This is a genomic window from Arachnia propionica (assembly GCF_003932785.1).
Lineage (GTDB): Bacteria > Actinomycetota > Actinomycetes > Propionibacteriales > Propionibacteriaceae > Arachnia > Arachnia propionica_B.
This window is the reverse complement of sequence record NZ_RQYT01000001.1, coordinates 166,091-184,766: the sequence shown is the minus strand read 5'-3', so window position 1 is coordinate 184,766 and position 18,676 is coordinate 166,091. Positions and strand designations below refer to the sequence as shown.

At 70.2% G+C, this 18,676-nt stretch carries 15 protein-coding genes and 1 riboswitch; of the genes, 14 read left to right on the top strand and 1 reads right to left on the bottom strand.

Annotated features, from left to right (window positions below):
* Positions 1-108: 108 nt before the first annotated feature.
* The 6 genes from cobT to cobF are packed head-to-tail and all read left to right on the top strand — an operon-like array spanning position 109 to position 5,635.
* Positions 109-1,179, top strand: coding sequence for a nicotinate-nucleotide--dimethylbenzimidazole phosphoribosyltransferase (gene cobT, locus EII35_RS00840; protein WP_125226565.1), 1,071 nt, complete (start codon positions 109-111; stop codon positions 1,177-1,179).
* The gene (cobU, locus tag EII35_RS00835; RefSeq protein ID WP_125226564.1) at positions 1,176-1,712 is read left to right on the top strand and encodes a bifunctional adenosylcobinamide kinase/adenosylcobinamide-phosphate guanylyltransferase; all 537 of its coding nucleotides are present in this window, start codon (positions 1,176-1,178) and stop codon (positions 1,710-1,712) included. Before cobT ends, cobU begins: the two co-directional genes overlap by 4 nt.
* Positions 1,712-2,494: an adenosylcobinamide-GDP ribazoletransferase gene (locus EII35_RS00830; protein WP_125226563.1), complete on the top strand. Its 783-nt coding sequence runs from the start codon at positions 1,712-1,714 to the stop codon at positions 2,492-2,494. The genes cobU and EII35_RS00830 overlap by 1 nt, the downstream gene beginning before the upstream one ends.
* Positions 2,491-3,453 (top strand): cobalamin biosynthesis protein, encoded by a 963-nt coding sequence (locus tag EII35_RS00825; protein ID WP_125226562.1) that lies wholly within the window; start codon positions 2,491-2,493, stop codon positions 3,451-3,453. Before EII35_RS00830 ends, EII35_RS00825 begins: the two co-directional genes overlap by 4 nt.
* Positions 3,450-4,883 carry a cobyric acid synthase gene (locus EII35_RS00820; protein ID WP_125226561.1) on the top strand — a complete coding sequence of 478 codons (1,434 nt, stop codon included), beginning with the start codon at positions 3,450-3,452 and terminating at the stop codon, positions 4,881-4,883. The genes EII35_RS00825 and EII35_RS00820 overlap by 4 nt, the downstream gene beginning before the upstream one ends.
* Positions 4,880-5,635: a precorrin-6A synthase (deacetylating) gene (gene cobF / locus EII35_RS00815; RefSeq protein WP_125226560.1), complete on the top strand. Its 756-nt coding sequence runs from the start codon at positions 4,880-4,882 to the stop codon at positions 5,633-5,635. Before EII35_RS00820 ends, cobF begins: the two co-directional genes overlap by 4 nt.
* Positions 5,636-5,651: 16 nt before the next feature.
* Here the strand turns inward: cobF and cobN are convergent, their stop codons facing one another.
* Positions 5,652-9,317 (bottom strand): cobaltochelatase subunit CobN, encoded by a 3,666-nt coding sequence (gene cobN, locus EII35_RS00810; RefSeq protein ID WP_125226559.1) that lies wholly within the window; start codon positions 9,315-9,317, stop codon positions 5,652-5,654.
* 30 nt (positions 9,318-9,347) lie between these two features.
* Positions 9,348-9,454, bottom strand: a riboswitch (cobalamin riboswitch).
* 58 nt (positions 9,455-9,512) lie between these two features.
* On the opposite strand from cobN, the gene purU reads away from it, so the two are divergent.
* From purU to EII35_RS00770, 8 genes are all read left to right on the top strand, one after another.
* Positions 9,513-10,352, top strand: coding sequence for a formyltetrahydrofolate deformylase (purU, locus tag EII35_RS00805; RefSeq protein ID WP_125226558.1), 840 nt, complete (start codon positions 9,513-9,515; stop codon positions 10,350-10,352).
* Positions 10,349-11,680, top strand: coding sequence for a hemolysin family protein (locus EII35_RS00800; RefSeq protein ID WP_395858208.1), 1,332 nt, complete (start codon positions 10,349-10,351; stop codon positions 11,678-11,680). The genes purU and EII35_RS00800 overlap by 4 nt, the downstream gene beginning before the upstream one ends.
* Complete coding sequence (locus EII35_RS00795) at positions 11,667-12,881, top strand: aminoglycoside phosphotransferase family protein (RefSeq protein WP_125226556.1); 1,215 nt, start codon at positions 11,667-11,669, stop codon at positions 12,879-12,881. Before EII35_RS00800 ends, EII35_RS00795 begins: the two co-directional genes overlap by 14 nt.
* Before the next feature lie 94 nt (positions 12,882-12,975).
* Entirely contained in the window at positions 12,976-14,106 is a 1,131-nt protein-coding gene (locus EII35_RS00790) for a BMP family lipoprotein (RefSeq protein WP_125226555.1), read from the top strand.
* A gap of 155 nt (positions 14,107-14,261) precedes the next feature.
* Positions 14,262-15,809, top strand: a complete 1,548-nt coding sequence (locus tag EII35_RS00785) for an ABC transporter ATP-binding protein (RefSeq protein ID WP_125226554.1) — start codon at positions 14,262-14,264, stop codon at positions 15,807-15,809.
* On the top strand, positions 15,806-16,987 hold the full coding sequence (locus EII35_RS00780; protein WP_125226553.1) for an ABC transporter permease: 1,182 nt from the start codon (positions 15,806-15,808) through the stop codon (positions 16,985-16,987). Before EII35_RS00785 ends, EII35_RS00780 begins: the two co-directional genes overlap by 4 nt.
* Positions 16,984-18,276, top strand: coding sequence for an ABC transporter permease (locus EII35_RS00775; protein WP_125226552.1), 1,293 nt, complete (start codon positions 16,984-16,986; stop codon positions 18,274-18,276). Before EII35_RS00780 ends, EII35_RS00775 begins: the two co-directional genes overlap by 4 nt.
* Positions 18,273-18,674, top strand: a complete 402-nt coding sequence (locus EII35_RS00770) for a cytidine deaminase (RefSeq protein ID WP_125226551.1) — start codon at positions 18,273-18,275, stop codon at positions 18,672-18,674. The genes EII35_RS00775 and EII35_RS00770 overlap by 4 nt, the downstream gene beginning before the upstream one ends.
* Positions 18,675-18,676 lie beyond the last annotated feature (2 nt).

The window sequence follows — 18,676 nt, the reverse complement described above, 5'->3', positions numbered from 1 at the left end:
GCTGCATCCGGGTGAAGCCGGTGGGAACCCGGCGCCGTGTCGGGGCGGCGTGCCGCTCGCTGGTCCGGTCGCCCCGGATGCGCCACCACTACCAGAAGGACGTGACCCATGGCGATGCCCGCCCTCACCCAGGCCCAGCTCGACCAGCTCGCCGAGAGGATCCAGCCCGTGGATCCCCAGTGGCTCCGGGCGGGCACGGACCGACAGAACGACCTCACCAAGCCCCCCGGCTCGCTCGGCGGTCTCGAGGAGATCGGCATCCGGCTGTGCGGTGTGGCGGGGCAGTGCCCGCCCCCCGTCCCGAGTCGGCCCCACGTCGTCGTCTTCGCGGGGGATCACGGCGTCTACGCCCAGCAGGTGACGCCCTGGCCCCAGGAGGTCAGCGTCCAGATGGCTGCGGGCATCGTCGTCGGTTTCGCGGGAGTGAGCGTCATCGCGCGCGCCCACGGGGCGAGGGTGACCGTCCACGACGTGGGCCTCCTGGCCCCGGCCGAGGGCTGCGTCGACCGGCGGATCGCCGCGGGGACGAAGGACTTCACGACCGGACCGGCCATGTCCCGTGACGAGGTGCTCACCGCCATCGCCGTCGGGATCGAGGCGGCGAACACCGCCATCGACGAGGGTGCGGACGTGGTGGTGCCGGGAGAGGTGGGGCTCGCCAACACCACCCCCGCCGCGGCCCTCACGGCCGCCATGACCGGGACCCCCGTCAGCGAGGTGACGGGGCGGGGAGCCGGTGCCGATGACGAGATGCTGCGCCACAAGGTCGAGGTCATCGAGCGTGGCCTCGAGGTCAACGGGATCACCGCCGACACCGATCCGGTGACCGTCCTCGCCGCCGTCGGTGGTTTCGAGCACGCGGCGATGGTCGGTTTCATCCTGGTGGCCGCGTCCCGAAGGGTCCCCGTCGTTCTGGACGGGGTGGTCTCCTGCGCGGCGGCGCTGGTGGCGAGGGCCATCGCGCCGGCCGTCACCGATTACCTGTTCGCCGGGCACGCGGGGGTGGAGCCCGCCATCCGGGTCGCCCTGGGCTCGCTCGGACTGCGCGGACTCGTGGATCTCGGTCTCCGGCTCGGGGAGGGGTCCGGCGGCGCGCTCGCCCTGCCCCTGGTCCGGGCCGCGGCACTCGTGATGAACGAGATGGGCACCTTCAGCGGGCACGGGGTGTCGAAGGCGTGAGGGACGTCGGGCTGGTGCTGGGCGGCACCCGATCCGGCAAGTCGACCTTCGCGGAGGGACGGCTCGCGGACGAGGAACGGGTCGTCTACGTCGCGACCTCCCAGCAGCGTCCCGATGATCCGGAGTGGGTGGAGCGGATCGCCCTGCACCGGGCCCGTCGCCCCGCCCACTGGGCGACGGTCGAGACCCTCGACCTCGCGACGGAACTGCTGCGTGACGATCCCGCGCCGCTTCTCATCGACTGCCTCGGCGTGTGGTTGACCCGCCTTCTCGACGACGGTTGCTGGGACCGCGACGAGGCAGCCATGGCCCGCCTCGAGGAACGGATCGGTGCCTTCCTCGACGCGTTGGAGCGGACCACCAGGCGGGTGCTGCTCGTCAGCAACGAGGTGGGCATGGCGGTGGTGCCCGCGACGAGTTCCGGCAGGCTCTTCGCCGACCAGCTCGGGCGGCTCAACATGAGGGTCGCCTCGCTCGCCGACCACGTGTGGTTGTGCGTGGCGGGCATTCCCGTCACGGTCAAGGGGACCTGATGCGTCCCGTCCGTTCCCTGCTCAGCTCCGTGGCCATGTACACCGTGGTTCCGGTGCGCCGTGAGGAGTGGCAGCAGCGCGACTTCGCGGACTCGTTGACGGCCTTCCCCTGGTTGGGGGCGCTGCTCGGGCTGGTGCTCGGTGGCCTCGGCTGGGCGACGGCGTGGGCGAGCGGTTCCACGCTCCTCGGGGCCTGCGTGGCGCTGGCCCTCCTGGCCCTCGTCACGGGGGCGATGCACCTCGACGGGGTGGCGGACGTGGCCGACGCCCTCGGTTCGAGGAAGCCGGCGGAGCAGGCCCGGGCCATCATGAAACGCTCGGACATCGGGCCCATGGGCGTCGCGGCCCTCGTCATCGTCCTCATCCTGGATGCGGCCGCCCTCGCCTCCCTGCCCGCCGGGATCTGGCCCGTCGTCGTGGCGGTCGGGCTCGCGGCCGGACGCACGACCCCGCTCGCCGCCACCCTCCCCGGCCTCGGCGAGGCCGCCGATCGGGGAACGCTCTCCGCCCTCACCGCGGGGACGAGTGGGCGGACCGGGCTGTGGGTCACGAGGCTGCTCGTCCTCGGGATCACGGTCGGGGCCACCTGGCCGTGGCTCGGTGTGTCCCGGGCCGTGGCCCTCGGTGCGGTCGTCGTCGCGGCCTGGCTTCTCGCCGCCGCGTGGCAGCGGCACCTGCTGCGCCGCCTCGCCAGGCTCAACGGTGACTGCTACGGCAGCCTCATCGAGCTGACCCAGGTTGCCGTGTGGCTGCTGGCCGCCATCGTGATGGGAGTGCTGTGACCGTCATCCATCGTGCCCTCGGGTTGGTGCTCGGCACCCTCGCCGACCAGATCCTCTCCGATCCGCGACGCCACCACCCCGTGGCGTGGTTCGGGTCGTGGGCCACGACGGTGGAACGGCGGACCTGGGCGGACGACCACCGGGCCGGGGCCCGGTTCACCGTCGCCGCCGTCGCCCCCGTCACCCTGGCCGCGCTCGCCGTCGAGGGGCTGTCCCGGCCTCGCCCCTGGGCGCAGGTCGCGACGACCGCGATCGCGACCTGGGCGGCACTCGGAACCCGTCGCCTCGCGGATGAGGGGGCCACCATGGCGCAGCGACTCGCCTCGGGGGACCTGAGCCTGGCGAGGGAGCAGCTCCCCAATCTGTGCGGTCGGGATCCCTCCCGACTCGACGCGGAGGGACTCGGCCGGGCCACGGTCGAGTCCATGGCCGAGAACACCAATGACGCCGGCGTGTGCACCCTGTTCTGGGGCGCGGTGGCGGGGGTGCCGGGGATCCTCACCCATCGCTGCCTCAACACCCTCGACGCCATGGTGGGCCATCGCAACGAGCGTTACGGCAGGTTCGGGAGCGCCGCGGCCCTGTCCGATGACGCCGTCGCCTGGATCCCGGCCCGCATCACGGGGGCCCTGGCCTGCGCCACCGCGCCGCTCGTCGGTGGGGATCGCCGACGGGCGTGGCACATCATGCGTCGCGACGGGGCACAGCACCCCAGCCCGAACGGGGGCTGGTGCGAGGCCGCGTGGGCGGGGGTCCTCGGCATCCGGCTGGGGGGCGAGAACCGTTACGGTGAACGGGTGGAGACGCGCCCCACCCTCGGGGACGGTCCACGCCCCGGACCGGCCGAGGTCCAAAGGGCCTCCCGGCTGGTGACCGCCGTCACCTGGGCGGCGACGGGGGTCGCGGTCGCGGCACTGGCCGCGCTGGGAGGCATGAGAGGAAGGGGACGACGACGGTGACGGGACTGCTCATCGCGGGGACGGCGTCGGACGCGGGCAAGTCCCTCGTCGTGACGGGGCTCGCCAGGGCGCTGCGTCGCCGGGGCATCCGGGTGGCGCCGTTCAAGTCGCAGAACATGTCGAACAACTCCATGGTGTGTTCCGACGGCGCGGAGATCGGCCGGGCCCAGTACCTCCAGGCGTTGGCCGCGGGGGTGGAGCCCACCAGCCTGCTGAACCCGGTGCTCCTCAAGCCGGGCAGCGACCGACGGAGCTTCGTGGTGCTGCGGGGACGACCGGCGGGAGAACTCGCAGCGGGGGAGTACGCCACCGGGCGTGCCCATCTGGCTCAGGCGGCCTTCGCGGCCTACGAGGAACTCGCCGCGCACCACGACCTCGTGCTGTGTGAGGGGGCCGGTTCACCCGCCGAGATCAACCTGCGCCCCGGGGACTACGTCAACTTCGGGCTCGCGGAGCGTTTCGACCTTCCCGTCGTGCTGGCGGCGGACATCGACCGCGGTGGGGCGTTGGCCGCCATCTTCGGCACCCACGGGATCGTCGCCGAGGCCGACCGGGCCAGGCTCGTCGGGTACCTCATCAACAAGTTCCGCGGGGACGAAGGGGTGCTGCGGCCCGGACTCGACGAGCTCAGCCGGCGCACCGGGCTGCGCAGCTTCGGGGTGCTGCCGTGGCTGGCCGACGTGTGGCTCGACGGGGAGGACGCCCTCACCATCGGGTCGCGGCCGCTGCGGCCCGGGACCGGGGTGCTGCGGGTAGCGGTGGTGCACCTGCCCCGCACCTCCAACGCCACGGATGTGGACGCCCTCGCGGCTGAACCCGGGGTGCAGGTCGTCGTCACCACCTCTCCCGCCGAGGTCCACGGCGCGGATCTGGTGGTGCTTCCCGGATCACGGGCGACGCTGTCCGATCTCGCCTGGCTGCGGGAGCGCGGCCTGGCCGAGGCCGTCACTGCGCGGGCGGCGGAGGGCAGACCCGTGGTCGGGATCTGCGGCGGCTACCAGATGCTCACCGAGCGGATCCTCGACGACGTCGAGTCCGGGGAAGGGGAGGCCCTTGGACTCGGGCTCATCCCCGGCGAGGTGCGGTTCGGGGCCGAGAAGGTGCTCGGACGTCCCACCGGGACGTGGCGGGGCGAACCGGTGGCGGGGTACACCATCCACCACGGTCGGGTGCACGCGACGGCGGGGGAGGAGTTCCTGGCGGGCCGCCGGGTCGGCGCCGTCTTCGGCACCATGTGGCACGGGGCCTTCGAGTCCGACGCGTTCCGGCGTGCCTTCCTCACCGAGGTCGCCGCGATCACGGGGAGCGACTGGCGGCCGGTGGAGGACGCCCCCGGGTTCGCCGCCCGCCGGGAGGCGATGATCGAAGGGCTCGCGGACGCGTGCGAGCACCATCTGGACGTCGATGCGCTGCTGGAGGTGGCGGGATGAAGGTCAACATCATCGGGATCGGGGCCGGGAGCCCGGCGCACCTGACCCTCGAGGCCATCGAGGCGATGCGCGAGGTCGACGTGTTCCTCGTCGCGGACAAGGGAGAGGTCAAGGCCGATCTCGTCGCCTCGAGGCGGGCCCTGTGCGAGGCCCACCTGGCGCCGGGCAGTTACCGCTTCGTCGCGGTCGACGACCCGGTGCGGGGGCCCGACGCGGAACGGGACCGGGCCCAGTACGAGGCGGGGGTGGCCGACTGGCACGCGGCCCGCGCCCGCAACTACGCCGAGGTGATGCGCGGGCTGGCCGCGGGCAGCGTCGTCGGGTTCCTCGTGTGGGGGGACCCGGCCTTCTACGACTCCACCATCCGCATCGTCGAACGCATCCGGGAGTTCATCGACGTCGAACCGCACGTCGTGCCGGGGATCACGGCCTTCCAGGCCCTGGCCGCCGCCCACGGGATCGTGCTGCACCAGGTCGGCGGGCCGGTCCACATCACGACGGGACGTCGCCTCGTCGACGAGTGGTCGCCGGAACTCGGCACCACCGTGGTGATGCTCGACGGCCACCTCGCGGTGCAGCGACTCGTGGACCGTGCCGGGGACTCCCGGATCTGGTGGGGGGCGAACCTCGGGTTGCCCTCCCAACAGCTCCGTTCCGGCCGGCTGGCCGAGGTCATCGACGAGATCATCGCCACCCGCGCCCGGGTGCGCGCCGACCATGGCTGGGTCATGGACGTCTACGCCCTGGGGTGAGGACGCGGGCGCTCCCTCACTCCTCCAGGTCGCCCTCCACCTCCAGGTAGAGCTCGTGGAGCTGGTTGATGAGTTCCGGATCCGGGTTCTCCCAGAGCCCGCGGTCCACCGACTCCTGGAGCCGCTCCACCATGTTCCGCAGCGCCCACGGATTGGCGTGGCGGAGGAACTCCTGGTTCTCCTCGTCGAGGAGGTAGGTGGTGGCGACCTTCTCGTACATCCAGTCGTGGACGACCTGCGCGGTCGCGTCGAAGCCGAACAGGTAGTCCACGCTGGCGGCCATCTCGAAGGCACCCTTGTACCCGTGGCGACGCATCGCGGCCAGCCACTTCGGGTTGACCACGCGGGCCCGGAACACCCGCGCCGTCTCCTCCGCCAGCGAGCGGGTCCGCACGGAGTCGGCGATCGTGGTGTCCCCGACGTACGCCTTCGGGGACTGCCCCGTCAGTGCCCGGACGGTGGCGATCATGCCGCCGTGGTACTGGAAGTAGTCGTCGGAGTCGATGATGTCGTGCTCCCGGGAGTCGACGTTCTTCGCCGCCACCTTGATCCGCCGGTAGTTGGCCTCCATGTCGTCGCGGGCCGGGATCCCGTCGAGGTCACGGCCGTAGGCGAAGCCACCCCAGTTGGCGTACACCTCGGCCAGGTCCTCGTCGGAGCGCCAGTTGCCGGACTCGATGACCTCGAGCAGGCCGGCGCCGTAGCTGCCGGGGGCCGACCCGAAGATCCGGGTGCGGGCGCGACGGTCGTCGCCGTGCTCCGCGAGATCGGCCGCGACGTGGGCGCGGACGAAGTTCCGGTCGGCGGGCTCGTCCTGGGCCGCGGCGAGCGCGACCGCGTCGTCGAGGAGCGTGACGACGTGCGGGAAGGCGTCCCGGAAGAAGCCCGAGATCCGCACCGTCACGTCGATGCGGGGACGGCCCAGCTCCTCGAGCGGGATGGGCTCCAGGCCGACGACCCGGCGGGACTGCTCCTCCCACAGCGGCCGGATGCCGAGCAGGGCGAACACCTCCGCGATGTCATCGCCGGAGGTGCGCATGGCGGAGGTGCCCCACACCGACAGGCCGACCGACGACGGGTACTCGCCCGTCTCGGCGAGGTACCGGGCCACGAGGTTCTCCGCCGCGGCCTGACCGGTCTGCCACGCCAGCTTGCTGGGGATGGCCTTCGGGTCGACGGAGTAGAAGTTGCGTCCCGTCGGCAGGACGTTGACCAGACCGCGCAGGGGGGACCCCGACGGGCCGGCCGGGGTGTAACCGCCGTCGAGGGCGTGCAGCACCGCGGGAATCTCCCCGCTCGTGGCGCTGAGCCGCGGCACCACCTCCGTGGCGGCGAAGTGGAGGGCGGCGCGCACTCCGGCCACGTCGACGCCGTCGCGCCCTTGGAGCGGGGCGACGATGCCGTCCACCGCGTCGGGGCTCCAGCCGTGCTCGGCGAGGGACTGCACGAGATGCCTGGCCTCCGCCTCGACGGCGTCGGTCTGCTCCCTGCCCACCGTGACGTCCTGCTGGTCCTCGGGCAGGCCGAGGGCCACCCGGAGGCCGGGGACACCGTCGGTGCGGCCGCCGAAGACCTGGTTGGCGCGCAGCACGGCCAGCACCAGGTTGACCATGCCCTCACCCTCGGGGGCCTGGGACAGGATGTGGAGGCCGTCGCGGATCTGGACGTCCTTGATCTCACACAGCCAGCCGTCGACGTGCATGATGAACTCGTCGAACTCGTCCTCGTCGGGGCGTTCCTCCAGCCCGAGGTCGAGATGCATCTGGGCGGCCTTCATCAGCTGCCAGATCTCGCCCTGCAACGCGGGGGCCTTCGCCGGGTCCATGACGGAGACGTTGCCGTACTCGTCGAGGAGCTGCTCGAGCCGGGAGATGTCGCCGTAGCTCTCCGCCCGCGCCATCGGGGGGATGAGGTGGTCGACGATCGTGGCGTGGGCGCGGCGCTTGGCCTGGGTGCCCTCGCCCGGGTCGTTGACGAGGAACGGGTAGATGAGGGGGAGTGAGCCGAGGGTCGCATCCGGGCCCGCGGCCGCGTCGAGGGCGAGGTTCTTGCCCGGCAGCCACTCCAGGTTGCCGTGCTTGCCCATGTGGACCACGGCGTGGGCGCCGAAACCCTCCTCCAGCCAGCGGTAGACCGCGAGGTAGTGGTGGCTGGGCGCGAGATCGGGGTCGTGGTAGATCGCGATCGGGTTCTCGCCGAAGCCGCGGGGCGGCTGGACGAGGATCACGACGTTGCCGGCCTGCAGCGTCGCGGCGACGATCTCGCCGTCCGGGTCGGTGGAACGGTCGACGAACAGCTGGCCGGGCGCCTCGCCCCACGCCTCGGTGACGGCCTCACGGAGCTCCTCGGGGAAGCGGGCGAACCATTCCCGGTACGTGGCGGCGGGGATCCGCACCGGCTGCCCGGCGAGCTGCTCATTCGTCAGCCACTCCTCGTCCTGGCCGCCGGCCTCGATGAGGGCGTGGATGAGGGCGTTGCCCGCCGTCGTGTCCGGGTGCTCCCCCTCCACCTCCGGCAGTTCCCCGGTCCCGGGGATCTCGCCGGGGGTGCCCAGGTCGTACCCGGCCTCCCGCATGGCACGGAGCAGCCGGATGAGCGAGACCGGGGTGTCGAGGCCGACGGCGTTGCCGATCCGGGCGTGCTTGGTGGGGTAGGCCGACATGACGATGGCGATGCGACGCTCCGCCGGGGGGATGAGGCGCAGCCTGGCGTGGTTGACGGCCAGGCCGGCGACGCGGGCGCACCGCTCCGGGTCCGGGACGTAGCGGGGCAGGCCGTCGTCGTCGAGTTCCTTGAAGGAGAAGGCGACGGTGATGATGCGGCCGTCGAACTCCGGCACCGCCACCTGGGTGGCGACGTCGAGGGGGCTCATGCCGTCGTCGCTGCTCTCCCACGAGGCGCGATCCCAGGTGAGGGTGAGGCCCTGGAGGATGGGCAGATCCAACTTGGCCAGCTGCTCGACGTCCCAGGCGTCGTCATCGCCGCCGGCGGAGGCGGCGGCCGGGGTGAGGCCGCCGGAGGCCTGGACGGTGGTGATGATGGCGTCGAAACCGGCGAGATGCTCGATGAGGCCGGGGTCGGGGTTGCGCAGGGATGCGGTCTGGATGGGGATGCCCACCCCACCGGCGGCGTCGATCGCATCCGCCAGGGCCGTGACGTGGGCGATGTTCCCGGCGGCGTGGTGGGCGCGGTAGAAGATGATGGCGATCCGGGGGCGACGGTGCCCGTCGGGGGAGTCGGTGGGGGAGTCGGGCCGGGGCAGTTCGCTCCACACGGGCAGCCGCTCGACCGGCTCGAAGCCCTCACCCGTGAGGAGGATCGTGTCGGCGAGGAAGGCGTGCACGTTGCGGAGGTTGTCGATACCACCGTGGACGAAGTAGTCGTGGGCCTGGGCGACGACGCCGACGGGCACGGTGGACAGCTCCATGAGGGAGGCGTCGGGGGTGTGCTGGCCGCCGAGGACCACCAGGGGCAGGCCGGAACGCTGGCAGGCGGCGAAGGTCTCGGGGAGCTGTTCCTTGCTGCCGAGGAAACGGAAGACCACGAGGTTGGCGGTGCCGAGCATCTCCTCCACCGCCGCCACCGTCATCTTGACGGGGTTGCCGTGGACGTAGTCGGCCCCGCTGGCGCGGGCGCTGAGCAGGTCGGTCTCGGTGGTGGTGAGCAGGGCGATGCGGGTCAAGGTCTGTCCTCCGTCTGGATCCGCGTCCGGGTGGTTGAGGTGCCCTGTGGATGTTCCTGACTTCGCTGTTGCGTCACAGTGGCGGGACCGTCCCGGAATCCAACCGGGTTCCAGAGCCTCAGGGCAGCCTCAGCCTAGCGGCTCCTCACCCGTTGGTGCAGGGCGCAGCGACGCCGATGCAATAGGGTTGCGCCCATGCAGGAACTCGTCATGACGCTCGACTGCCCCGATCGGCCGGGGATCGTGCACGCCCTCACGGGATCGATCGTCGCCGCCCGTGGCAACATCACGGAGCTCCAGCAGTTCAGCTCGCCGGACTCGGGACGTTTCTTCACCCGCATCGCCGTCGAGGGGGCATCGCTGGAGGGGCTTCGCGCCCGGGTCGCGGAGGTCGCCGACGGGCTCGGCGCCACCTTCCAGGTGCACGACGCCTCTCGCCCCACCCGCACCCTCGTGCTGGCGTCGAAGGCCGGCCACTGCGTCAACGACCTGCTGTTCCGGTGGCGGGCCGGTGAGCTGCCCGTGGACATCGTCGGGATCATGGCGAACCACGAGGTACTGGCCTCGATGGCGCAGTTCTACGGCATCCCGTTCACCCACCGGGTGGTCCTGCCCGAGACGAAGGCGGACTTCGAGGCGGAGGTGCTGCGGGTCGTCGAGGAGCAGCAGGTCGAACTGGTGGTCCTGGCCCGCTACATGCAGATCCTGAGCCCTGAGCTGTGTGAGCGGCTCGCGGGGCGCGCCATCAACATCCACCACTCCTTCCTGCCCGGGTTCAAGGGGGCCAACCCTTACCGTCAGGCGCACACGCGCGGGGTGAAGCTCATCGGGGCCACCGCGCACTTCGTGACGAGCGATCTCGACGAGGGCCCCATCATCGAGCAGAACGTCGTGCGGGTCGACCACACCATGAGTGTGGCGAAGCTCGTGCGCAAGGGGCAGGCCCAGGAGTCGCAGACCCTCGCCGAGGCGGTCAGGCTCTTCGCGGAGCACCGGGTCCTCAGCGACGGGCACCGGACGGTGATCTTCCGCTGATGTCGGTGGCAGGCGACATCGCGCTCATCGCGTTGTTCATCCTGATCGGGGGCACATTCGCTGCCGCCGAGATGGCCCTGGTGACCCTGCGGGAGTCCCAGGTCAAGCAGCTGGCCACCAGGGGCAAGCGGGGGCGCGCCATCGAGCGGCTCACGAGTGACCCGAACCTCTTCCTGTCCGCGGTGCAGATCGGGGTGACCCTGTCCGGGTTCCTCTCGGCGGCCTACGGTGGCGCGACGATCGCGGCCCGGCTGACCCCGGTGCTGGTCGGCTGGGGGCTGCCGGAGTCGGTGGCTGCGAGCGTGGCGCTGGTGGCGATCACCGTGGTGGTGTCCTACTTCTCCATTGTCGTCGGGGAGCTGAGCGCGAAGCGGCTGGCCATGCAGCGGGCCGAGGGGTACGCCCTGGCCCTGGCCCCGCTCGTGGCGGGGATCGCCGCGCTGGCCCGTCCCGTCATCTGGTTCCTCGGGGTGTCGACCGATCTCGTCGTCCGGGTCTTCGGCGGCGATCCCAACCGCGCCAAGGACGGCGTCACCGATGAGGAGCTTCGGGCCATGGTTTCGGTGTCGACGACGCTGGGCAAGGAGGAACGCAGCATCGTCGATGAGGTCTTCGACGCCGGCCAGCTCAGCCTCCGTGAGGTGATGGTGCCGCGGACCGAGGTCGACTTCCTGCCCGCGGACATGCCGCTCCAGCGCGCCTACAAGGAGGTGCGGGGGGCGCCGCACTCCCGTTACCCCGTCACCGACGGCTCCGTCGACAGGGTCATCGGTTTCTGCCATGTCCGCGACCTCATGGACCTCGACGAGTCCGCCCGGTCGGGGCAGCTCCGAACCATCGTTCGACCCGTGTTGAGCCTGCCCGAGACCGTGAAGCTGCTGCGGGCCCTCTCCGCCATGCGGGCGGCCCGCTCGCACATGGCGATCGTGCGCGACGAGTTCGGGGGGACCGCGGGGATCGTCACCCTCGAGGACCTCGTGGAGGAACTCATCGGGGACATCACCGATGAGTACGACGTCGACGACGCCTCGGGGCCGTCGCGTCTCGACCCGCTGAACCGGCTGGACGGTCTCGCCACGATCGAGGAGTTCGCCCAGCTCACCGGCCACGTCATCCCGGACGGTCCGTACGACACCGTCGCCGGCTACGTCATGGCGGTGCTGGGGCGCCTGCCCTGGCAGGGTGCCTCGGTGGAGGTCGGGCTGTCCCCCGTCGAGCCGGGCGAGGCCCCGGACGCGAGCACGACCTGGCGGTTCACGGTTGAGGAGATGGACGGCCGTCGAGCCGCCTGGTTGTCGGTGAGGCAGGTGGACGTTGAGACCCAGTGACGACGGATCCGAGCTCCTGACGGGCCCCGGGGCGGGACCGCTGCTCAGGGCGGCCATCGAGCACGCCGGGGGGAGACTTCTCACCTGGGCGCTGGAGCATGTTGACTCCAACCCCAACCAGTCGACCACCGCCACCTACCTCGCCCGCGTCGCCTGGCCGCACGGCGAGCGCACCGAGCTGCTGGGGGTGTCGGCCCGCCGCGGCAAGCTGTCGAAGTCCGACCGGGGGGCGGAGGTCTTCGCCGACGGGAATCGGGAGGTCGCGGTGTGGATCTACCCGAACGATCCCGACCTTCCCGGCCTGGCCCGCGTGGCCTACCCGCAGCGGCTCGCCGACCTGGTCAACGCGGCACGCCTCTTCCACGAACCCGTCACCGGGCAGGACCTGGAGCTCAACATCGTCGGCTACCGGCCCCGGCGGCGGGCCGTCGTCCGGTTCGCGGCGAAGGGCACCACCTACTACGTCAAGGCGATCCGGGGCAAGCAGTTCGAGGACACCCTCGCCAGGCACCGGCTGCTGGAGGCGGCCGGGGTTCCCTCACCGAGGGTGGCCTTCACCACGAGGGACAACCTCATGTTCCTGGAGGCCCTGCCGGGCCGTCCCCTCGCCAAGGCCATCTTCGACCCGGTGGATCCGTGCACGGCGGAGGAGCTCGTCGAGGTCCTCGACTCCATGCCGCGTTCGGTGACGCGCCTGGACCGGCGGCCGCCGTGGAGCGACGCCGTCGAACACTACTCGGAGGTGGTCGCCGCGGCGCTGCCGGAGGTCCGTGACGACCTGGACCGGGTCACCCGACGCATCCAGTCCGGCCTCGCCGGTGTCCCGCCGGGCCATGAACCCACCCACGGTGACTTCCACGAGGGTCAGGTCCACGTCGACGGGGGGCGCGTGGTGGGCATCCTCGACATCGACACGATCGGGCCGGGAAGCAGGGCCGACGACCTGGCCTGCCTCATCGCGCACCTGTCCACGATCCAACGGATGAACCGGGAGCAGGAGGCTCGCGTCCGTGACCTCCTCGCACGCTGGGTGCCGGTGTTCGACAGGCGGGTCGACCCGGTTGAGCTGAGGCTGCGCGCCGCCGCCGTCGTGATCTCCCTGGCAACCGGCCCGTTCCGTGGTCAGGAGCCCTTCTGGCAGGAGACCACCCGACGCATGGTGCGTTCCGCCATCGCTTTGGTCAATCAGGTTTCAAGCTGATAACGATTCGGCGCGGAGGTGGGATCGGGACACTCGCGCGGGGTATCGTCAATCGACCTCTCATCAATCACATCGAGCAGTCTGGAGTGTCCCTGTGACCAAGTCCCTCCTCAAGTTCGCCACCCTCGCCGCCGCTGGCGCCCTCGCGCTCACCAGCTGCGCCCAGGCCCCGACCAGCACCCCGTCGGGCAGCACCGCTGCGTCCGGTTCGGCCTCCGCCTCCTCCAGCACCGGCGGTGGCGAGGCCCCCACCGGTGACTTCAAGGCCTGCATGGTCTCCGACTTCGGAGGCTTCGACGACAAGTCCTTCAATGAGACCTCCTACAAGGGGCTTCAGATGGCCAAGGAGGAGCTCGGCGTCCAGACCGCCGAACTTGAGTCCCAGGCCGAGGCCGACTACGCGGGCAACGTCGCCGCCATGATCGATCAGAAGTGCAACATCGTCATCACCGTGGGCTTCGCCCTGGCCAAGGCCACCGAGTCCGCCGCGAAGCAGAACCCCGAGTCCAAGTTCGCCATCGTCGACTTCGGCTCCTTCGAGGGCGTCGACAACGCCAAGGGCCTCACCTTCAACACCGCCGAGCCTGCCTTCATGGCTGGTTACGTCGCCGCGTCGTTGACCCAGACCGGCAAGGTCGGAACCTTCGGTGGGGCCAACTACCCGACCGTCACCATCTTCATGGACGGCTTCGCCCAGGGCGTGGCCCACTACAACAAGGCCAAGAACGCCAACGTCGAGGTCCTCGGCTGGAGCCACGAGGCCCAGGACGGTCAGTTCATCGGCGGCAACGACCCCTTCGGTGACACGACCGGCGGCAAGAACACCGCCAACACCCTCATGTCCCAGGGAGCCGACATCATCCTGCCGGTCGCCGGTCCCGCGGGTCTGGGTGCGCTGGCCGCGGTGAAGGAGAGCGGAGGCAAGGTCAACGCCATCTGGGTCGACACCGACGGTTACGTCTCCGCCCCCGACTACAAGGACGTCATCATCACCTCCGTCGAGAAGGCCATGGACGTCGCCGTCTTCGACGCCATCAAGGCCGCCAAGGACGGTTCCTTCTCCGCCGAGGAGTACGTCGGGACCCTCGCCAACGGTGGAGTGAACCTCTCCGAGTTCCACGACTTCGACTCCAAGGTCTCCGCGGAGACCAAGTCGGAGCTCGAGGCGATCAAGGCCGACATCATCGCCGGAAAGATCGTGGTGGAGCTGCCCAAGCAGCAGTGAGCCACGGGTGACGCGACTCTGGAGGGGGTGCCCGCATCGGGCGCTCCCTCCACGTCCGTCACCCGCAATGCTCTCTTCCGGGTCCAGCCCGCCGAGCCGGACCACGAGGAGGAGAAGTGACGCTAGAGTGTGTGCGCCCCGATGAAGGAGGAGCCGTGACCCAGACGCCCCCGGTGCTGTCCCTGCGAGGCATCACCAAGCGATTCGGCGCCCTGACCGCCAATGACGACATCAGCATCGACGTGGTTCCCGGACGCATCCACTGTCTGCTCGGTGAGAACGGGGCCGGGAAGTCCACGCTGATGAACATCCTCTTCGGCCTGCTCACCCCTGACGAGGGAGAGATCGTCCTCGGCGATGAGGTGCTGCGGCTGGGTGATCCACGCCAGGCGATGGCGGCGGGTATCGGCATGGTGCACCAGCACTTCATGCTCATCCCCCCCTTCACGGTGGCGGAGAACATGGTGCTCGGCCACGAGCCGGGATCGTTCGGTCTCCTCGACGTCCGGCAGGCCCGGGAGAAGGTGAAGGAGCTCTCCGCCCGCTACCGGCTCCACGTCGACCCGGACGCCCTCGTCGAGGACCTCCCCGTCGGCATCCAGCAGCGCGTCGAGATCCTCAAATCGCTGGCGCTGGATGCGCGGTACCTCATCTTCGACGAGCCCACCGCCGTCCTCACCCCTCAGGAGATCGAAGAACTCATGGGGGTCATGCAGGCCCTTCGTGATGAGGGTCGGGCCATCGTCTTCATCACCCACAAGCTCCGCGAGGTCCGGCAGGTCGCCGACGACATCACGGTGATCCGGCGCGGCAAGGTGGTGGGCCGGGCCGAGCCGGACTCCTCGGAGGCCGACCTGGCCGCCCTCATGGTTGGTCGGGCCGTGGAGCTCAAGGTGGCCAAGGAGGAGGCCACCCCCTCGGCGGAGCGGCTCCGGATCCAGGACCTCGTCGTCACGGCTCCGTCCGGTTCCGTCGCCGTCGACCATCTGAACCTCGACGTGCGCGGCGGGGAGATCATCGTCATCGCGGGTGTTCAGGGCAATGGCCAGTCCGAGCTCGCCGAGGCGCTGCTCGGCACCACCACCCCGGTGTCGGGGACGATCACCCTCGACGGGGTCGACATCACCCGGATGTCTCCGGCGAGGACCTTGGCGGCAGGTCTGGGTTACGTCCCCGAGGACCGGCACCGGGATGGCTTCGTCGGCGATTTCTCCATCGCGCAGAACCTCGTTCTGGACAACCTCGACGCCTTCTCGAAGCGGGGCAACCTCGACCTGGAACGGATCAACCGGAATGCCATCGAGCGGGTCGAGGAGTTCGACATCCGTACCGGTTCCCACACCCAGCCGGTGAAGTCCCTCTCGGGAGGAAACCAGCAGAAGGTCGTGCTCGCCCGAGAGTTGTCCCGACCGCTGTCGCTGCTGCTGGCCAACCAGCCGACCCGTGGCGTCGACGTCGGCGCCATCGAGTTCCTCCACGGCCGGATCGTCGCGGAACGGGACAAGGGGACCGCGGTGCTCATCATCTCCACCGAGCTCGACGAGGTGGAGTCGTTGGCCGACCGCATCGCGGTGATGTACCGCGGCCGCATCGTCGGGATCGTCCCACCGGACACCCCACGCAACGTGCTCGGCCTCATGATGGCCGGGATCAGTCATGAGGACGCCGTGGCATCGGTCCAGGAAGAGGAGGCAGGGGCATGAGCACCACGAACCGGGGCCGCTCGGCCTGGCTGACAGGCGCCCTCATCACGGCGGCTTCCCTGTTGCTGGCCTTTCTCGTCGCCGCCGTCATCATGGTGGTCTCCGACGCGGACATCATGGCCACCTACTCGTACTTCTTCGCCCGACCGTCTGACGCTCTCGCCGCCACCTGGACGAAGATCTCCAGCACCTACGGTGCGATGTTCATCGGGTCCGTGGGGTCGCTCGTCGCCCTGAGCAACACCACCGCCGAGGCGGCCCCGCTCATCGCGGCCGGGCTCAGTGTGGTCCTGGCCTTCCGCACCGGGCTGTTCAACATCGGGGCCCAGGGGCAGGCCATCATGGGTGCCCTGATCGGCGCCTACCTCGGCTTCTCCATCAAGGGCCTGCCCCTGTTCATCCATCTTCCCCTCGTCATCGCCGCCGCCATCGTGCTGGGCGCGGTCTGGGGCGGGATCGTCGGCCTCATCAAGGCCCGCACCGGGGCCCATGAGGTGATCCTCACCATCATGATGAACTACGTGGCGCTCAACATCCTCGCCTACCTCATGCTGCAACCCTTCATGAGGGATCCCCGCCGCAACGACCCGATCGCCCCGGTGCTGGAGTGGTCGGCGACATTGCCACGGGTCGATGGCGGCCGACTTCATCTCGGGTTCGTCCTTGCCCTCCTCGCGGCCTTCGGGTGCTGGTGGCTGCTGGAACGCACCAAGTTCGGACTCCAGCTGCAGGCCGTCGGCATCAACCCGCACGCTGCCGCCACCTCGGGCGCCTCCGTGGCCAGGATCACCTTCCTCTCGATGGCGATCGCCGGTGGACTCGCCGGACTGGGTGGCGTCATCCTCGTCACCGCCCCCGACACCCTGACCGGGTTCCCGCCCCAGCTCACCGGGACGATCATCGGGACCCTGGGCTTCGACGCCATCACCGTGGCCCTGCTCGGGCGTTCCCGCCCACTCGGTGTGGTCCTGGGCGGCCTGCTCTTCGGGGCTCTCAAGGCCAGTCGGACCTCGATGCAGACCCTGGCCAACACGCCGAAGGAACTGACCGACCTCATCCAGGCCCTCATCGTCCTCTTCGTCGCCGCCCCCGCCTTCGTCGTGTGGCTGCTGCCCTTCCTCAAGCAACGGCGAGCCAGCCGCGCTGAATCCGTCAAGTCCAAGGAGGTCGCGGCATGAGCGCCGACACCCAGATCGTTGAGACGGTGGAGCAGGTCGAGTCCCCGGAGGCGCGGTTCACCCGCATCTCGAGCGGAGTGCTGGTCGTCGTCCTCGGTCTGCTGCTGCTGGTCATGATGTTCACGGCCTCGGCCACGGGCCGGATCGCGCTGTCCGATGCCTTCGCTGATGTGCAGCTGCCCACCATCGAGGTGCCGGGCCCGCCGACGCTGTTGATGTGTGCGCTGCTCACCGTGGGTGGCGGGATCGGGATCCTGTCAGGGCGGCTGTCGCCGCGCCTCCGGGTGCTGGCGGGCTGCCTGGCCGGTGCCGGGATCCTCGTCGGGTTCATCGTGTGGGCCGCTGCGTCCTCCTCCCTGGCCTTCACGTTGACGAGCCAGCTCAACTCCACGATCGAGTACTCCACCCCGCTGCTGTTCGGGGTGCTCGCCGGGGTCCTGTCGGAACGTGCCGGTGTGGTCAACATCGCCATCGAGGGGCAGTTCCTCGCCGCCGCCTTCGCCGCCGCCGTCACGTTCTCGGTCACGAAGTCGGTCGTGGCGGCCCTGGTCGCCGCGGCCATCGCAGGCTTCCTCATGGCCGGTGTGCTGGCGCTGTTCACGTTGAAGTACCTGGTGGATCACGTCATCGTCGGTGTGGTGGTGAACCTGCTGGCGACGGGGCTGACGAGCTTCATCTTCAACCAGCTGGTCAAGCGCGACCCGGGCAGGTGGAACTCGGTGACGGCGACGCTGCCGTGGGACGTGCCGTGGCTGTCGGACCTGCCGTTCATCGGCCCCATCCTGTTCACCCAGCGTCCGCTGTCCTTCCTCGCGATCATCGCGGTGCCGCTGGTGTGGTTCCTGCTCTACCGCACCAAGTGGGGGCTGCGGGTCCGCGCGGTGGGCGAGCACCCGCACGCGGCGGACACCGTCGGCATCAAGGTGATCTCCACCAAGGCGCAGTCGGTGCTGCTGGGCGGGTTGCTGGCCGGTCTCGGTGGCGCGTACTTCACCGTCGGTTTCGGCGGGGGCTTCCAGGACAACAACATCACCGCGGGCAACGGCTTCATCGCCCTGGCCGCCGTCATCATGGGCCGCTGGCATCCGTTGCTCGCGGCGGCGATGGCGCTGTTCTTCGGTTTCACCCGCGCCTTCGCCCAGTCCACCAAGCTCATGGCGCTGCCCATCCCGAGCCACTTCATCGAGATGCTGCCCTACCTCGCCACGATCATCGCGGTCGCGGGGCTGGTGGGTCGGGTGAGGCCGCCCGCTGCCGACGGCATGCACTTCGTCAAGGGACACTCGTGAGCGACATCGACTGGGAGCAACTCCGCCAGGAGTCCCGTGCCGCGGCCGAGCACGCCTACGCCCCCTACTCGGACTACCAGGTGGGTTGCGCCGCCCTCGTCGACGATGGCCGGATCGTGAGTGGCTGCAACGTGGAGAACGCCTCCTACGGTGTGGGGCTGTGCGCCGAGTGCGGTCTGGTCTCCCAACTCCACGCCACCGGAGGGGGCAGACTCGTCGCCTTCACCTGCTGCAACAAGCTGGGGGAGCGGATCATGCCGTGCGGGCGGTGCCGGCAGCTGCTGTTCGAGTTCGGCGGCAACGAGCTCCTCGTGGACACCCCCCTCGGCATCCTGCCGATGAGTGAGGTCCTGCCCCAGGCCTTCGGGCCGGAAGACCTGACAGCCGTCGCCCCGTAGAA